The sequence below is a fragment of the Xanthobacter lutulentifluminis genome, from assembly GCF_043194675.2.
Classification (GTDB): Bacteria; Pseudomonadota; Alphaproteobacteria; order Rhizobiales; family Xanthobacteraceae; genus Xanthobacter.
Window position 1 is genome coordinate 609,558 of the sequence record NZ_CM195525.1, and the last position, 14,012, is coordinate 623,569.

Annotated in this window: 17 protein-coding genes; 10 read left to right on the forward strand and 7 right to left on the reverse strand. The window is 71.2% G+C overall.

The genetic code is table 11. The annotated features are described in order from the left end of the window. Positions 1-24 precede the first annotated feature (24 nt). The gene (locus V5F49_RS02710; protein ID WP_394114710.1) at positions 25-453 is read left to right on the forward strand and encodes a hypothetical protein; all 429 of its coding nucleotides are present in this window, start codon (positions 25-27) and stop codon (positions 451-453) included. Positions 454-488: 35 nt separating this feature from the next. Here the strand turns inward: V5F49_RS02710 and V5F49_RS02715 are convergent, their stop codons facing one another. Then, positions 489-1,151, reverse strand: a complete 663-nt coding sequence (locus tag V5F49_RS02715; protein WP_394114709.1) for a S24 family peptidase — start codon at positions 1,149-1,151, stop codon at positions 489-491. Between the two features lie 197 nt (positions 1,152-1,348). On the opposite strand from V5F49_RS02715, the gene V5F49_RS02720 reads away from it, so the two are divergent. After that, positions 1,349-1,699, forward strand: coding sequence for a DUF952 domain-containing protein (locus V5F49_RS02720; RefSeq protein ID WP_394114708.1), 351 nt, complete (start codon positions 1,349-1,351; stop codon positions 1,697-1,699). Positions 1,700-1,702: 3 nt separating this feature from the next. Here the strand turns inward: V5F49_RS02720 and V5F49_RS02725 are convergent, their stop codons facing one another. The 4 genes from V5F49_RS02725 to V5F49_RS02740 all read right to left on the reverse strand — a co-directional run bounded on the left by V5F49_RS02725 (position 1,703) and on the right by V5F49_RS02740 (position 5,554). Beyond that, positions 1,703-3,028 (reverse strand): MATE family efflux transporter, encoded by a 1,326-nt coding sequence (locus V5F49_RS02725; protein ID WP_394114707.1) that lies wholly within the window; start codon positions 3,026-3,028, stop codon positions 1,703-1,705. A 7-nt stretch (positions 3,029-3,035) separates the two neighbouring features. Then, positions 3,036-3,305, reverse strand: a complete 270-nt coding sequence (locus tag V5F49_RS02730) for a DUF6460 domain-containing protein (protein ID WP_394114706.1) — start codon at positions 3,303-3,305, stop codon at positions 3,036-3,038. Between the two features lie 102 nt (positions 3,306-3,407). After that, complete coding sequence (locus V5F49_RS02735; protein WP_394114705.1) at positions 3,408-4,361, reverse strand: amidohydrolase family protein; 954 nt, start codon at positions 4,359-4,361, stop codon at positions 3,408-3,410. Positions 4,362-4,657: 296 nt separating this feature from the next. After that, complete coding sequence (locus V5F49_RS02740; protein ID WP_394114704.1) at positions 4,658-5,554, reverse strand: alpha/beta fold hydrolase; 897 nt, start codon at positions 5,552-5,554, stop codon at positions 4,658-4,660. Positions 5,555-5,779: 225 nt separating this feature from the next. Between V5F49_RS02740 and V5F49_RS02745 the strand changes: the two genes are divergently transcribed. The 6 genes from V5F49_RS02745 (at position 5,780) to V5F49_RS02770 (ending at position 11,604) form a co-directional block, all read left to right on the forward strand. After that, positions 5,780-6,349 carry a hypothetical protein gene (locus V5F49_RS02745; protein ID WP_394114703.1) on the forward strand — a complete coding sequence of 190 codons (570 nt, stop codon included), beginning with the start codon at positions 5,780-5,782 and terminating at the stop codon, positions 6,347-6,349. A gap of 232 nt (positions 6,350-6,581) precedes the next feature. Next, positions 6,582-8,123 (forward strand): signal recognition particle protein, encoded by a 1,542-nt coding sequence (gene ffh, locus V5F49_RS02750; RefSeq protein ID WP_394114702.1) that lies wholly within the window; start codon positions 6,582-6,584, stop codon positions 8,121-8,123. A gap of 109 nt (positions 8,124-8,232) precedes the next feature. Further along, positions 8,233-8,598 carry a 30S ribosomal protein S16 gene (rpsP, locus tag V5F49_RS02755; protein ID WP_394114701.1) on the forward strand — a complete coding sequence of 122 codons (366 nt, stop codon included), beginning with the start codon at positions 8,233-8,235 and terminating at the stop codon, positions 8,596-8,598. A 256-nt stretch (positions 8,599-8,854) separates the two neighbouring features. Next, positions 8,855-10,351, forward strand: coding sequence for a leucyl aminopeptidase (locus tag V5F49_RS02760; RefSeq protein WP_394114700.1), 1,497 nt, complete (start codon positions 8,855-8,857; stop codon positions 10,349-10,351). Between the two features lie 304 nt (positions 10,352-10,655). Then, a complete protein-coding gene (locus tag V5F49_RS02765) occupies positions 10,656-11,000 on the forward strand; it encodes a Rieske 2Fe-2S domain-containing protein (protein ID WP_394114699.1) in 345 nt (114 codons plus the stop codon). 142 nt (positions 11,001-11,142) lie between these two features. Beyond that, entirely contained in the window at positions 11,143-11,604 is a 462-nt protein-coding gene (locus tag V5F49_RS02770; RefSeq protein WP_394114698.1) for a DNA polymerase III subunit chi, read from the forward strand. A 6-nt stretch (positions 11,605-11,610) separates the two neighbouring features. Here V5F49_RS02770 and V5F49_RS02775 read toward each other — a convergent pair whose 3' ends face one another. Continuing rightward, complete coding sequence (locus tag V5F49_RS02775; protein ID WP_394114697.1) at positions 11,611-12,063, reverse strand: phage holin family protein; 453 nt, start codon at positions 12,061-12,063, stop codon at positions 11,611-11,613. Beyond that, positions 12,060-12,413, reverse strand: a complete 354-nt coding sequence (locus V5F49_RS02780; protein WP_394114696.1) for a hypothetical protein — start codon at positions 12,411-12,413, stop codon at positions 12,060-12,062. Before V5F49_RS02780 ends, V5F49_RS02775 begins: the two co-directional genes overlap by 4 nt. Positions 12,414-12,800: 387 nt before the next feature. Between V5F49_RS02780 and V5F49_RS02785 the strand changes: the two genes are divergently transcribed. Both V5F49_RS02785 and V5F49_RS02790 read left to right on the forward strand, forming a co-directional pair. Further along, positions 12,801-13,424 (forward strand): 2-hydroxychromene-2-carboxylate isomerase, encoded by a 624-nt coding sequence (locus V5F49_RS02785; protein ID WP_394114695.1) that lies wholly within the window; start codon positions 12,801-12,803, stop codon positions 13,422-13,424. An 88-nt stretch (positions 13,425-13,512) separates the two neighbouring features. Beyond that, a complete protein-coding gene (locus tag V5F49_RS02790; protein ID WP_394114694.1) occupies positions 13,513-14,001 on the forward strand; it encodes a hypothetical protein in 489 nt (162 codons plus the stop codon). Positions 14,002-14,012: the final 11 nt, after the last annotated feature.

Below are 14,012 nucleotides of genomic sequence, written 5' to 3' on the forward strand. Positions count from 1 at the left end.
CCACAACCCTGGATCTCCTAAGCCATGCCTGCCGCCGCGCCGCCACCGCCGTTTGACCCGGTGCTTACGGGAAAGGTCCTGCGGTTCTCGGCATGGACCATGTTCATTGTGACGCTCCTGACACTCATCTTCCTCAAGGTGTTCGAGCCAACCACCGGGCAGTGCGCCGGATGGCGTTTGGTCAGGAGCCCGGGCATAACCCTTTGGAACGCGGTGCAGGTTACGGCAGCGTGGACGGTTTGGATTTGTCTGTTGGCCCTCGGCTGGCGATGGGTCTCCAAATGGATCAGCCACCACGCCGAACTCACGGATAATTCCCTGACAAACAGGCTCGTGAGATATTTAACTCTTGGACAACTGTCAGGAACGACTGCCATCTCCTTGATGGTATTCGCATTTTCGCCAGTTGTTCTTGCCATCCCGCTGATCCAACTGCTCACCGATTGCCTCTGAGAATCCATTGCTGCGATCCACAATGAACCTGGCGTCTACTGGCTCGCCCAGATGATGCGGAACAGCCATTCCACCTGGTCGAGGGGAATCTGGCGGTCCTCGTGGGAGGGGTTGAGGGAGCGCAGCTCCACCTGGCGGGCGGTCTTGCGCATCAGCTCCTTGGCGAGCACCTCGCCCTCCTTCGTCTTCAGCACCACCCGGTCGCCGCGCCGGGGCTCGGCCGCGGGGGAGACCACCACGATGTCGCCGTCGCGATAGACCGGCTGCATGGAATCGCCGGCGATCTCCAGCGCATAGGCATGGATGTCGCGCACCCCGGGAAAGCTGATCTCGTCCCAGCCGCTGCCCACGGGAAAGCCGGCGTCGTCGAAATAGCCGCCGGACCCGGCCTGGGCGAGGCCGATCAGCGGGATCACGTGGGTCGCGCCGGGGTCCTCGGCGAAGCCGGGCGCGTCGTGGGCCGGTCGCGCCGTGGCGAACAGGCCGAAGAAGTCCTCCACGCTGGTGCCGGTGGCGGCCAGCGCCTTGGCGATGCTCTCCGTGGAGGGCCAGCGCAGCCGTCCGTCCGTGGTGATGCGCTTGGAGCGGTTGAAGGTGGTGGGGTCCAGCCCGGCCCGGCGCGCCAGCGCGGACGTGGACAGGCCGTGCTGCTCGGCGAGATGATCGATCGCGCGCCAGACCTCTCCATGAGTGAGCATGGCACCTCGCGCTCCCCGCCCGCATTGCCTGTCCCGAGATGCGCCTCCGCACCGGCGGGCCGCGCACACGGCGCACCATAAGAATTTGTTCCCTATTTGTACAGGAAAACAGTCCGCATGCAACCATGGGACGCATCGGGTTGCCGTTTCGTTCGCGTGACGCTAGGACGGCGGCCAGCCACGCTCCGGAGCCCGCCATGACCGCCCCAGACCTCGTCTTCAAGATCTGCCCCGCCGACCTGTGGGCCGAGGCGGAGCGCGCCGGACTGTTCGCCGGCGCGCCGGTGGATCACCAGGACGGCTTCATCCACTTCTCCACCGCGGCGCAGGTGCGCGAGACCGCCGCCCGGCACTTCGCCGGTCAGGACGGGCTGAAGCTGGTGGCGGTCGCCGTGGCGCCGCTGGGTGCGGCGTTGCGGTGGGAGCCCTCCCGCGGGGGTGACCTGTTTCCCCATCTCTACGGGCCGCTGCCGTTGTCGGCGGTGCGCTGGGTGCGCGTGCTGCCGCGTGGCGCCGACGGCGCGCACCTGTTCCCCGACCTCGCCTGACCCTCAGGCCGGGAAAGTGCGCCGCTCCAGCGCCGGCAGGCGCAGGGCCTGGAGCCCGCCGCGAGCGAGCAGGAAGGCGAGCAGCGCGAGCCACAGGCCGTCGTTGCCGAGCCCCCGCAGCGCCCACCACGCCGCCAGATAGACCGCCAGCGCGGCCAGCATCAGGTTGCGCATGTCGCGCGACCAGAGCGCGCCGATATAGACCCCGTCGAACGCATAGGCCGCGACGCCCGCCACCGGCAGAAGCGCGGCGTAGACGAGGAAGTCGCGCGCCGCGGCGCGAACCTCGGGGCTGGTGGTCATGGCGTCCACGATGGCCGGCCCGGCGACGAGATAGAGGGCGCAGGCGCAGAGCGCGAAGCCGAACCCCCACCCGAGCGAGAGCCGCACCCCCGCGTTGAAGGCGCCCCGCCGGCGCGCGCCCACGGCCGCGCCGCAGATCTGCTCCGCGGCGGTGGCGAAGCCGTCGAGGAAATAGGCGGCCACCAGCACCATGTTGTTGAGGATCGCGTTGGCGGCCAGCGTCACGTCGCCCGCCCGCGCCCCCTGTGCGGCGAAGAAGGAGAAGGCGAACATCAGCGCCGCGGTGCGGATCATGATGTCGCGGTTGAGCTGGAACGCCTCGGTCAGCCGGCTGCGGTCGAGCAGCACGGCGCGCGGCACCGCGAGGCTGCCGCCCAGCATCCGCACGCACAGCACCACGCCCGCAGCAGCGCCCGCCATCTCGGCCGCGAGCGTGCCCGCCGCCGCGCCCGCGACGCCCCAGCCGGCGCCGAGGACGAGGGCGGCGCTGAGCGCCATGTTGAGGACGTTCATCCCCACCTGCAGGGCCAGCGCCCGGCCGGTGCGGCCGAGCCCCACGAGCCAGCCCAGCACGACGTAATTGGCGAGGGTGAAGGGCGCCGCATAGATGCGCACGGCATAATAGTCGCCGACGGCCCGGTCCACGGCCGGGCTCGCGCCGGCAAGCGTGAGGGCCAGCCGGGCGATGGGCGCCTGCAGCAGCACCAGCGCAAGGCCGAGCGCCAGCGCCAGCAGCAGCGCGCGGGCGAGAACGGCGCGCTGTTCCGTGCCGTCGCTGCGCCCCAGCGCCTGCGCCGCGAGCCCGACCGTGCCCATCCGCAGGAAGCCGAAGATCCAGAACAGCATGTCGAAGATGACGGCGGCCAGCGCAACGCCGCCCAGCAGCGCCGCATCGCCCAGCCGCCCCACCACGGCCGCATCCACCACGCCCAGCAGCGGCGTGGTGAGGTGCGCCACCGTCATGGGCAGGGCGATGGCCAGCACGCGCCGGTGCGTGACCTCCGGCACCCCCGAAGCCTGTGTCATGGCCGGATCAGCGCCGGCCGAACAGCCGCATGATGAGCCACAGCGGCACCACGATCACCGCGCCGAGCAGGAAGTAGCGCCACAGGTTCTCCACCGCCTCGAAGCCGAAGGAGAACAGGCTGCGCACCAGCCGCTCCAGGCTGGTGAGGATGTTGCGCGGGTCGAGCCCCAGCGCGGCGAGGATGACGCCCACCACCACCGAGAGCAGCACGAGGCGCACCAGCACCCAGGCGGGGGAGCCGCCGAAGAAGCGTGTGAGCTCGTTGTTCTCGGACATGGCCTTCTCCTCAAGCCCGGCGCCCCGCACGTCCCGGCGCGCGGCGGGTTCCAAGACGCTCTAGCACGGCGGCCGCCGGGGCGGGAGGGGCGCGCCGCGCGGCTAGAGCTTCAGGATGCGCTCGGCGTTGGCGTGGCACATCTTGGCGCGCACCGCCTCGCTCATCGGGGCGGTGTCGATGAAGCCGGCGGCCACCTGCGTGTCCTCATAGGGATAGTCCACCGAGAACATCACCGCGTCCTCACCCACCGCGGCGATGGCGTCGGCGAGCGCGGACGGGTCGCACACGCCCGAGGTGGTGATGGCGAAGTGGCGGCGGAAGATGGCGGAAGGCTTCTCTTCCGGAGCCAGATCCCGCCCGAGCGTGCAGGCCCAGCGGCTGTCGAGCCGCCACAGCAGGTAGGGCAGCGTCTCGCCCATGTGGCCGAGGATGACCTTGAGATTGGGAAAGCGCGTGAAGGTGCCGCCGAACACCAGCCGCAGCGCGTGGGTGGCGGTGTCCGCGGTCCAGGCCCACACCGCGCCGTCGAGCTCCGGCCGGCCGGCGAACATGGCGGGGGCATCGGCCATCTGGCCGGGATGCAGATAGACCGGCACGTCGAGGGCCGACACCCGCTCCCAGAACGGCAGGCAGCTGTCGGCGTCCAGATAGGTGCCGTTGGTCTGGCCGTTGATGAGGGCGCCCCTGAAGCCCAGCTGGCGCACGCAGCGCTCCAGCTCGTCGGCGGCGCCGGCCGGGTCCTGCAGCGCCAGATGGGCGAAGCCGGCATAGCGCTTGGGCTGGCGCGCCACCTCGGCGGCGAGGACATCGTTGGCCTCCCGGGCGAGACGGGTGGCGGTGGCCGCATCCTTCTCCGCCTGCACCCCCGGCGTCGTCACCGAGAGCACAGCGAGGGCGATCCCGGCGCGGTCCATGGCCTCGAGGCGCAGGGCGTCGAAATCGGCGAGGCGGCGCTCGATGTCGGCGAACAGGGCGTCGCTGCGGGTCGGCCGCGCGACGTAGCGGCGGGAAAGCTCCGGCGTGGTGAAGTGCTCCTCGAGGGCAATCTTGCGCATGGGTCCTCCCTGCCCTCCCGCCGTGGCCCCACGCTCCGCGGCGCCGGCGCCCGCCGCCGGGCCAAGCGCGACGGCGGCTGCCCCGCCCATGAGCGTGCGGCGATCAAGGCCCGGAGAGGCGGACACGGCGCCCGCGCTGCTGTCGTGGGTGCTCGGCAAGGGTGCCTCCGATGATGAGCCGGGGCTGAAGCTCGGCCGCATCGCAGGCTAGCGCCGGGCACGGCCGCGGGCAACGCGCGAGGGCCTTTTTGGCCCGCGGGCAACGGCACCGGTCGAAGAGCGCGAGGCGGGCGTTTTCACCCTGCTTCCAGGAAAGCGCGGACCAGCGCGATGGTCGCGGCCGGATTTTCCTCCATGATCCAGTGCCCGCTGCCCGGCACCACATCACCGCGCACATCGGTGGCGGCGAACCGCATGACCTCGGCCATGGCGAGGCCGAATGACTTTTCTCCGCCCAGCGCCAGCACCGGCATGGAGAGCTTGCCCTGCGCCAGGAAGGCCGCATTGTCGGCCGCATCCTGATCGAATGCCGCGAACTGCGCGAAGCCCGCCCGCATGGCGCCCGGCTGGGCGTAGAGCGCCGCGTAATGCTCCCGCGCCGCCTCGGAAAAGTGGCTCGGATCGGCGGAGAACTCGTTCCAGAAGCGGTCGAGGTAGATGCGCTCGCGCCCCGCCACCAGCCGCTCCATGTCCGGCCCACCGAAGCGGAAGTGCCAGAGCAGCGGGTTCTTCAGGATCTCGTCCCAGGGGCCCACGCCCGGCAGGGGCGCGTCGATGAGGGCGAACCTGGTCACGCGGTCGCGATGCAGGGCGGCGAAGGCAAACCCCACCATGTTGCCGATGTCGTGGGTGACGAGCGCCACCCTGTCGATCTTCAGCGCGTCCAGCACCCCGGCGACGTCGCCGGCCTGGGTCTTCTTGTCATAGCCGCCCGCGGGCTTCGCCGAGAGGCCCATGCCCCTGAGATCAGGCACCACCACCGTGTGGTCCGGCGCCAGAGCCGCGGCCAGCGCGCCCCACATGTCGCCGGTCTCGCCATAGCCGTGCAGCAGGAGCACCGCCGGGCCGCTGCCGCCGACGCGGACGTGGAGGGTGGTGCCGTTGGCAGCGATCTCCTCGGTGCGGAAGCCGGGCGGGAACGGAACCACCTGCGGGGAAGCGGGCGGCGTGGCGGGCGTGGCTGTGTCAGGCATGCGTCCTCCCGTGCCGGTATCCGGCGGGCGCGCGGGGTGCGCGCCGATCACTATGCCTGCAACAGCTCCCGCGCCTAAGGGATATCCCCATGCGACACCGCTTGCGGTTTGCGGCGCCCCCGCCGGCGCCTAGTGTTCGGCGCCGGGGAAAGTCTGCGGGGCCGTCGGGTCCTCCGGATGCCGAAGTCCACATTCCACGCACCGTATCACGGGGCACAATCGTCCATGGGAACGCTCGCCTTCCTCGTCGCCATATGGGCGCTGCTGCTGACCCCTGGGCCCACCAACACCCTGCTCGCCCTCTCCGGCGCGTCGTCGGGGCTGGCGCGGTCCGTGCGGCTGATGCCGGCGGAGATCGCGGCCTATCTGCTGGTGACGGTTCCCCTCGCCGTGCTCGGCACCGAGTTCCTCGCCCGCGAGCCGCTGGTCGCCAGCGCGGTCAAGCTCGCCGCGGCGGCGTGGGTGGCCTTCCTTGCTGTCGGGCTGTGGCGGATCCGCACGACGGAGGCAGCCGGCGGGGCGGTGACGGCGCGGCGCGTGTTTGTCACCACGCTGCTCAATCCGAAGGGGCTCATCATCGGCCTCACCCTGCTGCCGCGCGGCACGGCGCCGGAATTCCCGCTCCATCTCGGGTTGTTCGCCGCCTCCATCCTGGGGGTGGCGCTGATCTGGGCTGGCGGAGGCGCCATGCTCAATCGGGGCCGTGCCACGACGCCCCTGCTCTATCGTCGCGCGGCCGCTTTGTGGCTCGCCTTCCTCGCGGTGGCGCTTGCCGGCGCGGCGATCCGGACCTGAGGCGGTCCCGGGCCGCATTTGCCTCACGGGCCCAAACCTGCTAACAGCCTCACCCTTCACAAGGACGGCCATGCCGATCCGCCGACCGGACCGAGGGTCCGGAGGTCACCGCCCGACAGCGCTGTGCGCCCTCGGGCGTGCTTTGCGTTGGCTTCCGGGGCCTTGGTTCCGGGACCGCGCGCGGCGGCGAGGCGTGGCGTGTCCGGCGTGAGACCCAACCACATGGACGCCCATGTTCGATAACCTTTCCGACCGCCTTGGCGGCATTCTCGACAAGCTGAAGCGGCGCGGCGCTCTCACCGAGGCCGACGTCGGCGAGGCCATGCGCGAGGTGCGCCGGGCGCTGATCGAGGCGGACGTGGCGCTCGACGTGGTGCGCTCCTTCACCGACCGGGTGAAGAACCGCGCCGTGGGCGTCGAGGTCATCAAGTCCGTCACCCCCGGCCAGATGGTGGTGAAGATCGTCCACGACGAGCTCGTGGCGACGCTGGGCTCCGACGCCGACCCCATCGACCTGAACGCCCCCGCCCCGGTGCCGATCCTGATGGTCGGCCTGCAGGGCTCGGGCAAGACCACCTCCACCGCCAAGATCGCCAAGCGCCTCACCGAACGCGGCAAGCGCCGCGTGCTGATGGCCTCCCTCGACACCCGCCGCCCGGCGGCCATGGAGCAGCTCGCCACCCTCGGCAAGCAGGTGGAGGTCGCGACCCTTCCCATCGTCGCCGGCCAGTCCGCGGTGCAGATCGCCAAGCGCGCCATCGAGGCGGCGAAGCTCGGCGGCTACGACGTAGTGATGCTCGACACCGCCGGCCGCGTGACGCTCGATGAAGCGCTGATGGCCGAGGTGGCCGAGGTGAAGGCCGCCACCAACCCGCACGAGGTGCTGCTCGTCGCCGACAGCCTCACCGGCCAGGACGCGGTGAACACCGCCAAGGCGTTCGATGGCCGCGTCGGCCTCACCGGCATCGTGCTCACCCGCGCCGACGGCGACGGCCGCGGCGGCGCGGCGCTATCCATGCGCGCGGTCACCGGCAAGCCCATCAAGCTGCTCGGCACCGGCGAGAAGATGGACGCGCTGGAGGACTTCGATCCCCATCGCGTGGCTGGCCGCATCCTCGGCATGGGCGATGTGGTCGCGCTGGTGGAGAAGGCCGCCGAGGCCATCGACATCGAGAAGGCGAAGATCACCGCCGAGCGCATGCGCAAGGGCACCTTCGACCTTGACGACCTGCGTGGCCAGCTGGAGCAGATGGCCAAGATGGGCGGGCTCGGCGGGCTCATGGGCATGCTGCCGGGCGTCGCCAAGGTGAAGAACCAGATCGCCTCCGCCAACCTCGACGACAAGGTGTTCAAGCGGCAGGTGGCCATCATCAACTCGATGACGCCGAAGGAGCGCCGCGCGCCCAAGCTGCTCGACGCCTCGCGCAAGCGCCGCATCGCCGCCGGCTCCGGCACCAAGGTGGAGGAGATCAACCGCCTGCTGAAGATGCACCGCCAGATGGCCGACGTGATGAAGGCCATGGGCGGCGCCGCCGGCAAGCGCGGCCCGCTGGCCGGCCTTGCCAACATGATGGGCTTCGGCGGCGGCGGTCCCTCGCCCGAGATGCTGCAGGAGATGGCGGAGAAGATGGGCAAGGGCGGCGGCGGTGCCGGCGGCCTGCCCCCGAATTTCCCCGGATTGCCGGGCGGCGGCCTGCCGCCCAATTTCCCCGGCGGCCTGCCCGGCCTGCCGAAGGGCCTCCCCGGCCTCGGAGGCCCCGGCAAGAAGAAGTAGCGCCGAACCGCTCCGCGCTCCCCTCCGCCTTGCGGGCGGGACCGGAGCGCGGCTTTGAACTCACGAACCCGTAAACATCAAGTCTCTCGTTTAAAAAGGAAAAAGACCCATGTCCCTCAAGATCCGTCTCGCCCGCGGCGGCGCCAAGAAGCGTCCCTACTACCGCATCGTGATCGCCGACGCCCGCGCCCCCCGCGATGGCCGCTTCATCGAGAAGATCGGCACCTTCAACCCGCTGCTGGCGAAGGATTCCGAGACCCGCGTGGTGCTCGATGTGGAGAAGGCCAAGGCCTGGCTCGAGAAGGGCGCCCAGCCCACCGACCGCGTCGCCCGCTTCCTGGACGCCGCCGGCCTGCTGAAGCGCGAGGCCAGGAACAACCCGAAGAAGGCCGAGCCCGGCGAGAAGGCCAAGGAGCGCGCCAAGGAGAAGGCCGACAAGGCCGCCGCCGCCGCCGGTGGCGAAGCCGCCGAGTGAGGCGTTGCCGTGCCCCGCGCACGGCTCCAGGACACGCGAAAGGGGGCGCCGCGCGCCCCCTTTTTTGTTGCGCCATCCAGGTGATCGCGCCGGTTTTCCGGGGCCGCCCCGCGCCCCGCCCCTTCCCATCGCCCGCTGCGGGACTATGTAAGCCCTGACCCCAAGCTCGGACGCGACGGCAAGGATGGTTCCGCCCTGCCGCCGGCCGGTCTAGACATGGGGTTCCGACCGATTCCCTCCCCGCCCGGAGCGCCCGATGTCCAACCCCGTCACCGTCTCGTTCGCCAGGCTGACCGCCGCGCCGAAGGGCGTCGTGATCGTGCTCACCGACGACACCCTCGCCTTCGGGACGCAGACCCAGAAGATCGTCAAGGGCGCCGACGCCACGCTGACCCGCGCCTTCGATGCCGAGCGCTTCAAGGGCAAGGCCTTCGGCGCGCTGGAGCTGCTCGCCCCCGCCGGGCTCGATGCGCCGCGCCTCGTGGTGATCTCCGTCGGCAAGGCGGGTGAGCTGAAGCCGGCCGACTTCCTGAAGCTGGGCGGTGTCGCCGCCGGCCGCATCCCCGCCTCCGCCAAGGAGGCGACGGTGGTTCTGGACTTGCCGGGCGTGAAGGTTTCCGCCGAGGCCGCGGCCGAGGTGGCTCTCGGCATCCGCCTGCGCAGCTACACGTTCGACCGCTACAAGACGAAGAAGAAGGACGATGCCGAGCGCGCCGCCCTCACGGTGACGCTGCTGGTCTCGGACGAGGCCGGCACCAAGCGCGCCTTTGCCGCGCGTGAGGCGGTGGGCGACGGCGTGCTGTTCGCCCGCGACCTCGTGAACGAGCCCTCCAACGTGCTCGACCCGCCCGAGTTCGCCCGCCGCGCCGAGGAGCATCTCTCATCCGTGGGTGTGGAGGTGGAAGTCCTCGACGATGCCGCGCTCGCCGACATCGGCATGCGCGCTCTGCTCGGCGTCGGCCAGGGCTCCATCAAGGAGAGCCGTGTCGTCGTCATGCGCTGGAACGGCGGCCCCAAGGACGAGCCGCCGGTGGCCTTCATCGGCAAGGGCGTGACCTTCGACACCGGCGGCATCTCCATCAAGCCGGCCGCCGGCATGGAGGACATGAAGGGCGACATGGGCGGTGCCGCCTGCGTCACCGGCCTCATGTATGCGCTGGCCGCCCGCAAGGCGAAAGTGAACGCAGTGGGCCTTATCGGCCTGGTGGAGAACATGCCCGACGGCGCCGCCCAGCGCCCCGGCGACATCGTCACCTCCCTGTCGGGCCAGACCATCGAGATCATCAACACCGACGCCGAGGGCCGGCTCGTCCTCTCTGACGTGCTCTGGTACGCGAAGGACCGCTTCAAGCCGAAGTTCATGATCGACCTTGCCACGCTCACGGGCGCGATCCTGGTGGCGCTGGGCTCGGAATATGCCGGCCTGTTCTCCAACGACGACACGCTGGCCGGCCGCATCGCCGAGGCCGGGCAGTCCACCGGCGAGCGGGTGTGGCGCATGCCGCTGGGCGATGCCTACGACAAGCTCATCGATTCCAAGTTCGCGGACATGAAGAACACCGGCGGCCGCAACGCCGGCTCCATCACCGCCGCGCAGTTCCTGCAGCGGTTCGTGGAGAAGACGCCCTGGGCCCACCTCGACGTCGCCGGCACCGCCATGGCCTCGCCGGCCTCCGACATCAACAAGAGCTGGGGCTCGGGCTGGGGCGTGCGCCTGCTCGACCAGCTGGTGAAGGACCACTACGAGGGCTGAGGCCGAGGGCGTCACCTGTGCCGCCCGTATCTCTCTCGCTACCGCCCTCCGGCACGACCGGAGGGCGGCATTCGGACGGCGGCACCAAGCTCCGCGGCCCGTGCAATCCGCACCCTCCTTCCTCCGGTCAAGCCGGAGGGCGACGGCGTCGAGGCCGCTGGCCGGTTTGCCGCGCGCTCGCACGGTCCGGCGTCGCCTTTGCGACAATCCAGGCGCGAAATCCCTGGCCTTGCCTGCATTCTTCGCGCTGGTCCGCAACTTGCTTCCGCCTCTCTCGAACTGTGCTGTTCAAGGGGCGGACGCGATGGCCTTCACCTTCATCTGTCACACCGACGCCGTGAGCGAAGGGGGCATGGGCCTCTTTCAGGCGGGCAAGAAGAGCGTGCTGCTGCTCTGGCCCAAGGGCGGCGAGCTGAAGGCCTATCGTGGCCGCTGCCCCCATGCCGACGTGCCGCTGACCGACGCCACCTTCAATGGCGCGACCATGACCTGCCCGCATCATGCCTGGGGCTTCGATGCCGTGAGCGGCAAGTGCGTCACCCACCTCGTGCGCAATGCGCTCCATCCCTACGAGCTGCGGGTGGAGGGCAACGAGATCCAGGTGGACGTGGGCGTGGTGAAGCCCGCCCGGGCGCCCGCCGCCTCCTGAGCGATCGACCCCTCCGCCACCGTCGGAAGACGTGCCGAGCCGACGCGATTGATGTGCCGCGCCGGGGCAGGACGCGTTATGCTCGTCCGGCTCCCGCCCCACGATGCGGAGGGGGTGTGTTCTCCTCCCCGTCCAGCGCGCGATGACCGAAATTCTTTTCTACCACCTGGAGCGCCGCCCTCTGGAGCAGGTGCTGCCGACGCTCCTCGAGAAGTCGCTGGAGCGCGGCTGGCGGTGCGCTGTGCAATGCGGCTCGGCGGAGCGGCGGGACGCGCTTGATTCCCACCTGTGGACCTATTCCGAGGCGTCGTTCCTGCCCCACGGCACGGAAACCCAGCCCCAGCCCGAGCGCCAGCCGGTGCTGCTGGCCACCAGCGAGGCGAACCCCAACGGCGCGCAGGTGCGCTTTCTGGTGGATGCGGTGCCGCTGGCCGATCCGGCGCCGTACGTGCGGGTGGTGCATCTGTTCGACGGGCGGGACGACGAGCAGGTGGCGCAGGCGCGCGAGCGCTGGCGGGAGGCCAAGGCGCTCGCGGCCACCGGCGGCCACGCCCTCACCTACTGGCAGCAGGACGAGAACGGCCGCTGGGTCCGCAAGGCCTGAGGCCGCTCAGCCCTGCCGCGGCCGGCCGCGCACCAGCCGCAGCAGCAGGGTCAGCACCGGCGTGACGAGGCTGGGGACGGCGGCGAGCGAGGCGAACTGCGAGAACGAGGCGCCCGTGGCGCGCAGGTCCGCCTGCACCGCATCGAGCGCCGACTGGTTGACCTGATTGGCGAGGTCCAGCTCCCGCGAGGGCTTCAGCCGGGCGCCGATGACCGCCACGATCAGCCCCAGCGCGAGCCCGCCGGCGCCCACCACCACCGCCGCCCATTTGGCGCCCATGGTCTCTTCCAGCGCGAGGAACAGGGCAACGCCCAGCATCACCACGCCGAAGCTCGCCACCAGCGCCGCGAAGGCGAACAGGCCCGCCCGCGACACCATGTGGCGCAGGTGGATCTCCGCGATGATGGTGTTGGTGCGCAGAAGAATGCGCAGGTGCCGCGAGAGCTGGTCCAGGTTCATCGAGCGTTTCCTCCTGCGCGCGGCCTTTCGCCGGCGGCGGGCTTGCGAATGTCCGGACGCGGGGGCGGCGGAACCAGAATCAGGCCGGCGACCGCGCCGGCCAGCAGCGCCACCGCCATGCCGGCGAGGGGACGGCGACGCACCTTGCCCCGCACCTCGTCGAGCGCCACGCACAGCCGCCCGACGAGGCCGCCGGCCCCGCAGCCCGGCCCCTGCGCCGGACCGGCCTCCGGCGCCTCCGCCGGATCGTCCACCGCATCCGGTGCGGCGGTGCCATGTCCCGGGGCCGCGGCCGAGCCGGCCAGCTCCGCCTGCATCCTCAGCAATTCCGCATGGCTCGCATCGTCCATGATGCCTCCGCAAGGTCGCCACGCGCCGCAGCCAGAGGGAACCCGGCCGCGGCCCCTGTCAAGCCGAAGCCGCCGGAATGGTTTCCGTCCGCGACGCCGGAGGACAACACCATCGGGGCCGCCCGGGATCCCGCCTTCCGCACGCGGGACGACAGGCTTCCCGCCGTGCTCCGCGCGTCCGGTCGGCTCCGCGGGCGGCGCGCAGCCCTCTGCCGCGCCACGGCATTCTCAATGGCCCGAAGACGCGCCGTGCTGCCCCCATGTCGACGCCGGCCACCGGCCGTTCGGGACAGGCGGCGCGGCGCATCGGGGCGTGCAATCCGCTCCGGTCCCGGACTAGGATGCCGCCCCCACCCTCACGTCCCCCTGCCCCGCCCGGTTGCCCCCATGCCCCGCACCATCGACTACTTCTTTTCCTGCGTCAGCCCGTGGACCTTCCTCGGCCATGCCCCGTTCATGGAGGTGGCGCGCCGCCATGGCGCGTCCGTGGCGATCCATCCGGTGTCGCTCGGGCCCGTGTTCGCGGAGACCGGCGGGCTGCCGCTGGCGCAGCGCGCGCCCCAGCGCCAGCGCTACCGCATCCTGGAGCTGCAGCGCTGGCGGGTGAAGCGGGGCGTGGACTTGCACGTCCATCCCGCGTTCTGGCCGTTCGACGGCGCGCTCGCGGACCGCACCGTCATTGCCGCGCTCGCCGCCGGTCTTTCGGTGGACGATCTGCTGCCCCGCATCTTCTCCGGCGTGTGGCAGCGTCAGGAGAACCTCGCCGACCCACAGGTGCTGGCCGCCATCGCCGACGAGACCGGGCTGCCGGGCGCCGAGCTGGTCGCCGCCGCACAGGCGCCGGCGGCTGAGGCCATCTATCTCGAAAACCGCGCGCGGGCGCTGGCCGCCGACGTGTTCGGCGCCCCCTCCTATGTGCTGGACGGCGAAGTGTTCTGGGGCCAGGACCGCATCGACCTTTTGAACGACGCCCTCGCGAGCGGCCGCGCGGCGTTCCGTCCGGACGTGTGAGCCGCCCCGCCCCCTTCCGGCCGGGATCGCGCGGCATATCTGAAGGGAAGGTGCCGGGCAGCCCCGCACCGGCACGAGGGAGGCCACCATGATCCGTCGCATCGCAGATCCGCGCCAGCTGGCGCTGGGCGGGCTGCTCGTCCTCGGCGCAGCCGTGGGGCCGGCCGGTGGCGCCTCGGCGCAGGGCCTGCCGGCAGAGGTGCAGGCGCCGCGCTTCGCGTTCGCCCCGGTGGAGGGCGGCGCCCTGAAGCTCGACCGCGAGACCGGGCGCGTCTCGCTCTGCGCCAAGCGGCCAGCCGGCTACACCTGCGAGGCGGTGCCCGACACCCGCGACGCCTATGAGGCGGAGATCGCGCGGCTCGCGGCCGAGCTCGACACCCTGCGGCGGCAGATGGCGGCGGGCCCGTCCCTGCCTCCCGTCCCGCCGGCTCCGGGCACACCGCCCGCCCCCGGCGCAGCGCCTTCGCCGGAGGCTTCAGAGTTCGACCGGGCGCTGGACTATGCCGAGCGCGTCTATCGCCGCCTCAAGGGCCTGATCGACGAGATGCGCGGCCCCGGCGGACAGGAGCGGCTGTGACGCCGCTCCGC

Excerpts from the sequence above, each read along its gene's own strand:
- V5F49_RS02765 (WP_394114699.1), top strand. The coding sequence starts at position 10,656 with ATGGCCTTCACCTTCATCTGTCACACCGACGCCGTGAGCGAAGGGGGC.
- V5F49_RS02730 (WP_394114706.1), bottom strand. The coding sequence starts at position 3,305 with ATGTCCGAGAACAACGAGCTCACACGCTTCTTCGGCGGCTCCCCCGCC.
- V5F49_RS02785 (WP_394114695.1), top strand. The coding sequence starts at position 12,801 with ATGCCCCGCACCATCGACTACTTCTTTTCCTGCGTCAGCCCGTGGACC.
- V5F49_RS02790 (WP_394114694.1), top strand. The coding sequence starts at position 13,513 with ATGATCCGTCGCATCGCAGATCCGCGCCAGCTGGCGCTGGGCGGGCTG.
- V5F49_RS02735 (WP_394114705.1), bottom strand. The coding sequence starts at position 4,361 with ATGCGCAAGATTGCCCTCGAGGAGCACTTCACCACGCCGGAGCTTTCC.
- V5F49_RS02710 (WP_394114710.1), top strand. The coding sequence starts at position 25 with ATGCCTGCCGCCGCGCCGCCACCGCCGTTTGACCCGGTGCTTACGGGA.
- ffh (WP_394114702.1), top strand. The coding sequence starts at position 6,582 with ATGTTCGATAACCTTTCCGACCGCCTTGGCGGCATTCTCGACAAGCTG.
- rpsP (WP_394114701.1), top strand. The coding sequence starts at position 8,233 with ATGTCCCTCAAGATCCGTCTCGCCCGCGGCGGCGCCAAGAAGCGTCCC.
- V5F49_RS02760 (WP_394114700.1), top strand. The coding sequence starts at position 8,855 with ATGTCCAACCCCGTCACCGTCTCGTTCGCCAGGCTGACCGCCGCGCCG.
- V5F49_RS02720 (WP_394114708.1), top strand. The coding sequence starts at position 1,349 with ATGACCGCCCCAGACCTCGTCTTCAAGATCTGCCCCGCCGACCTGTGG.
- V5F49_RS02740 (WP_394114704.1), bottom strand. The coding sequence starts at position 5,554 with ATGCCTGACACAGCCACGCCCGCCACGCCGCCCGCTTCCCCGCAGGTG.
- V5F49_RS02725 (WP_394114707.1), bottom strand. The coding sequence starts at position 3,028 with ATGACACAGGCTTCGGGGGTGCCGGAGGTCACGCACCGGCGCGTGCTG.
- V5F49_RS02745 (WP_394114703.1), top strand. The coding sequence starts at position 5,780 with ATGGGAACGCTCGCCTTCCTCGTCGCCATATGGGCGCTGCTGCTGACC.
- V5F49_RS02770 (WP_394114698.1), top strand. The coding sequence starts at position 11,143 with ATGACCGAAATTCTTTTCTACCACCTGGAGCGCCGCCCTCTGGAGCAG.
- V5F49_RS02775 (WP_394114697.1), bottom strand. The coding sequence starts at position 12,063 with ATGAACCTGGACCAGCTCTCGCGGCACCTGCGCATTCTTCTGCGCACC.
- V5F49_RS02780 (WP_394114696.1), bottom strand. The coding sequence starts at position 12,413 with ATGGACGATGCGAGCCATGCGGAATTGCTGAGGATGCAGGCGGAGCTG.
- V5F49_RS02715 (WP_394114709.1), bottom strand. The coding sequence starts at position 1,151 with ATGCTCACTCATGGAGAGGTCTGGCGCGCGATCGATCATCTCGCCGAG.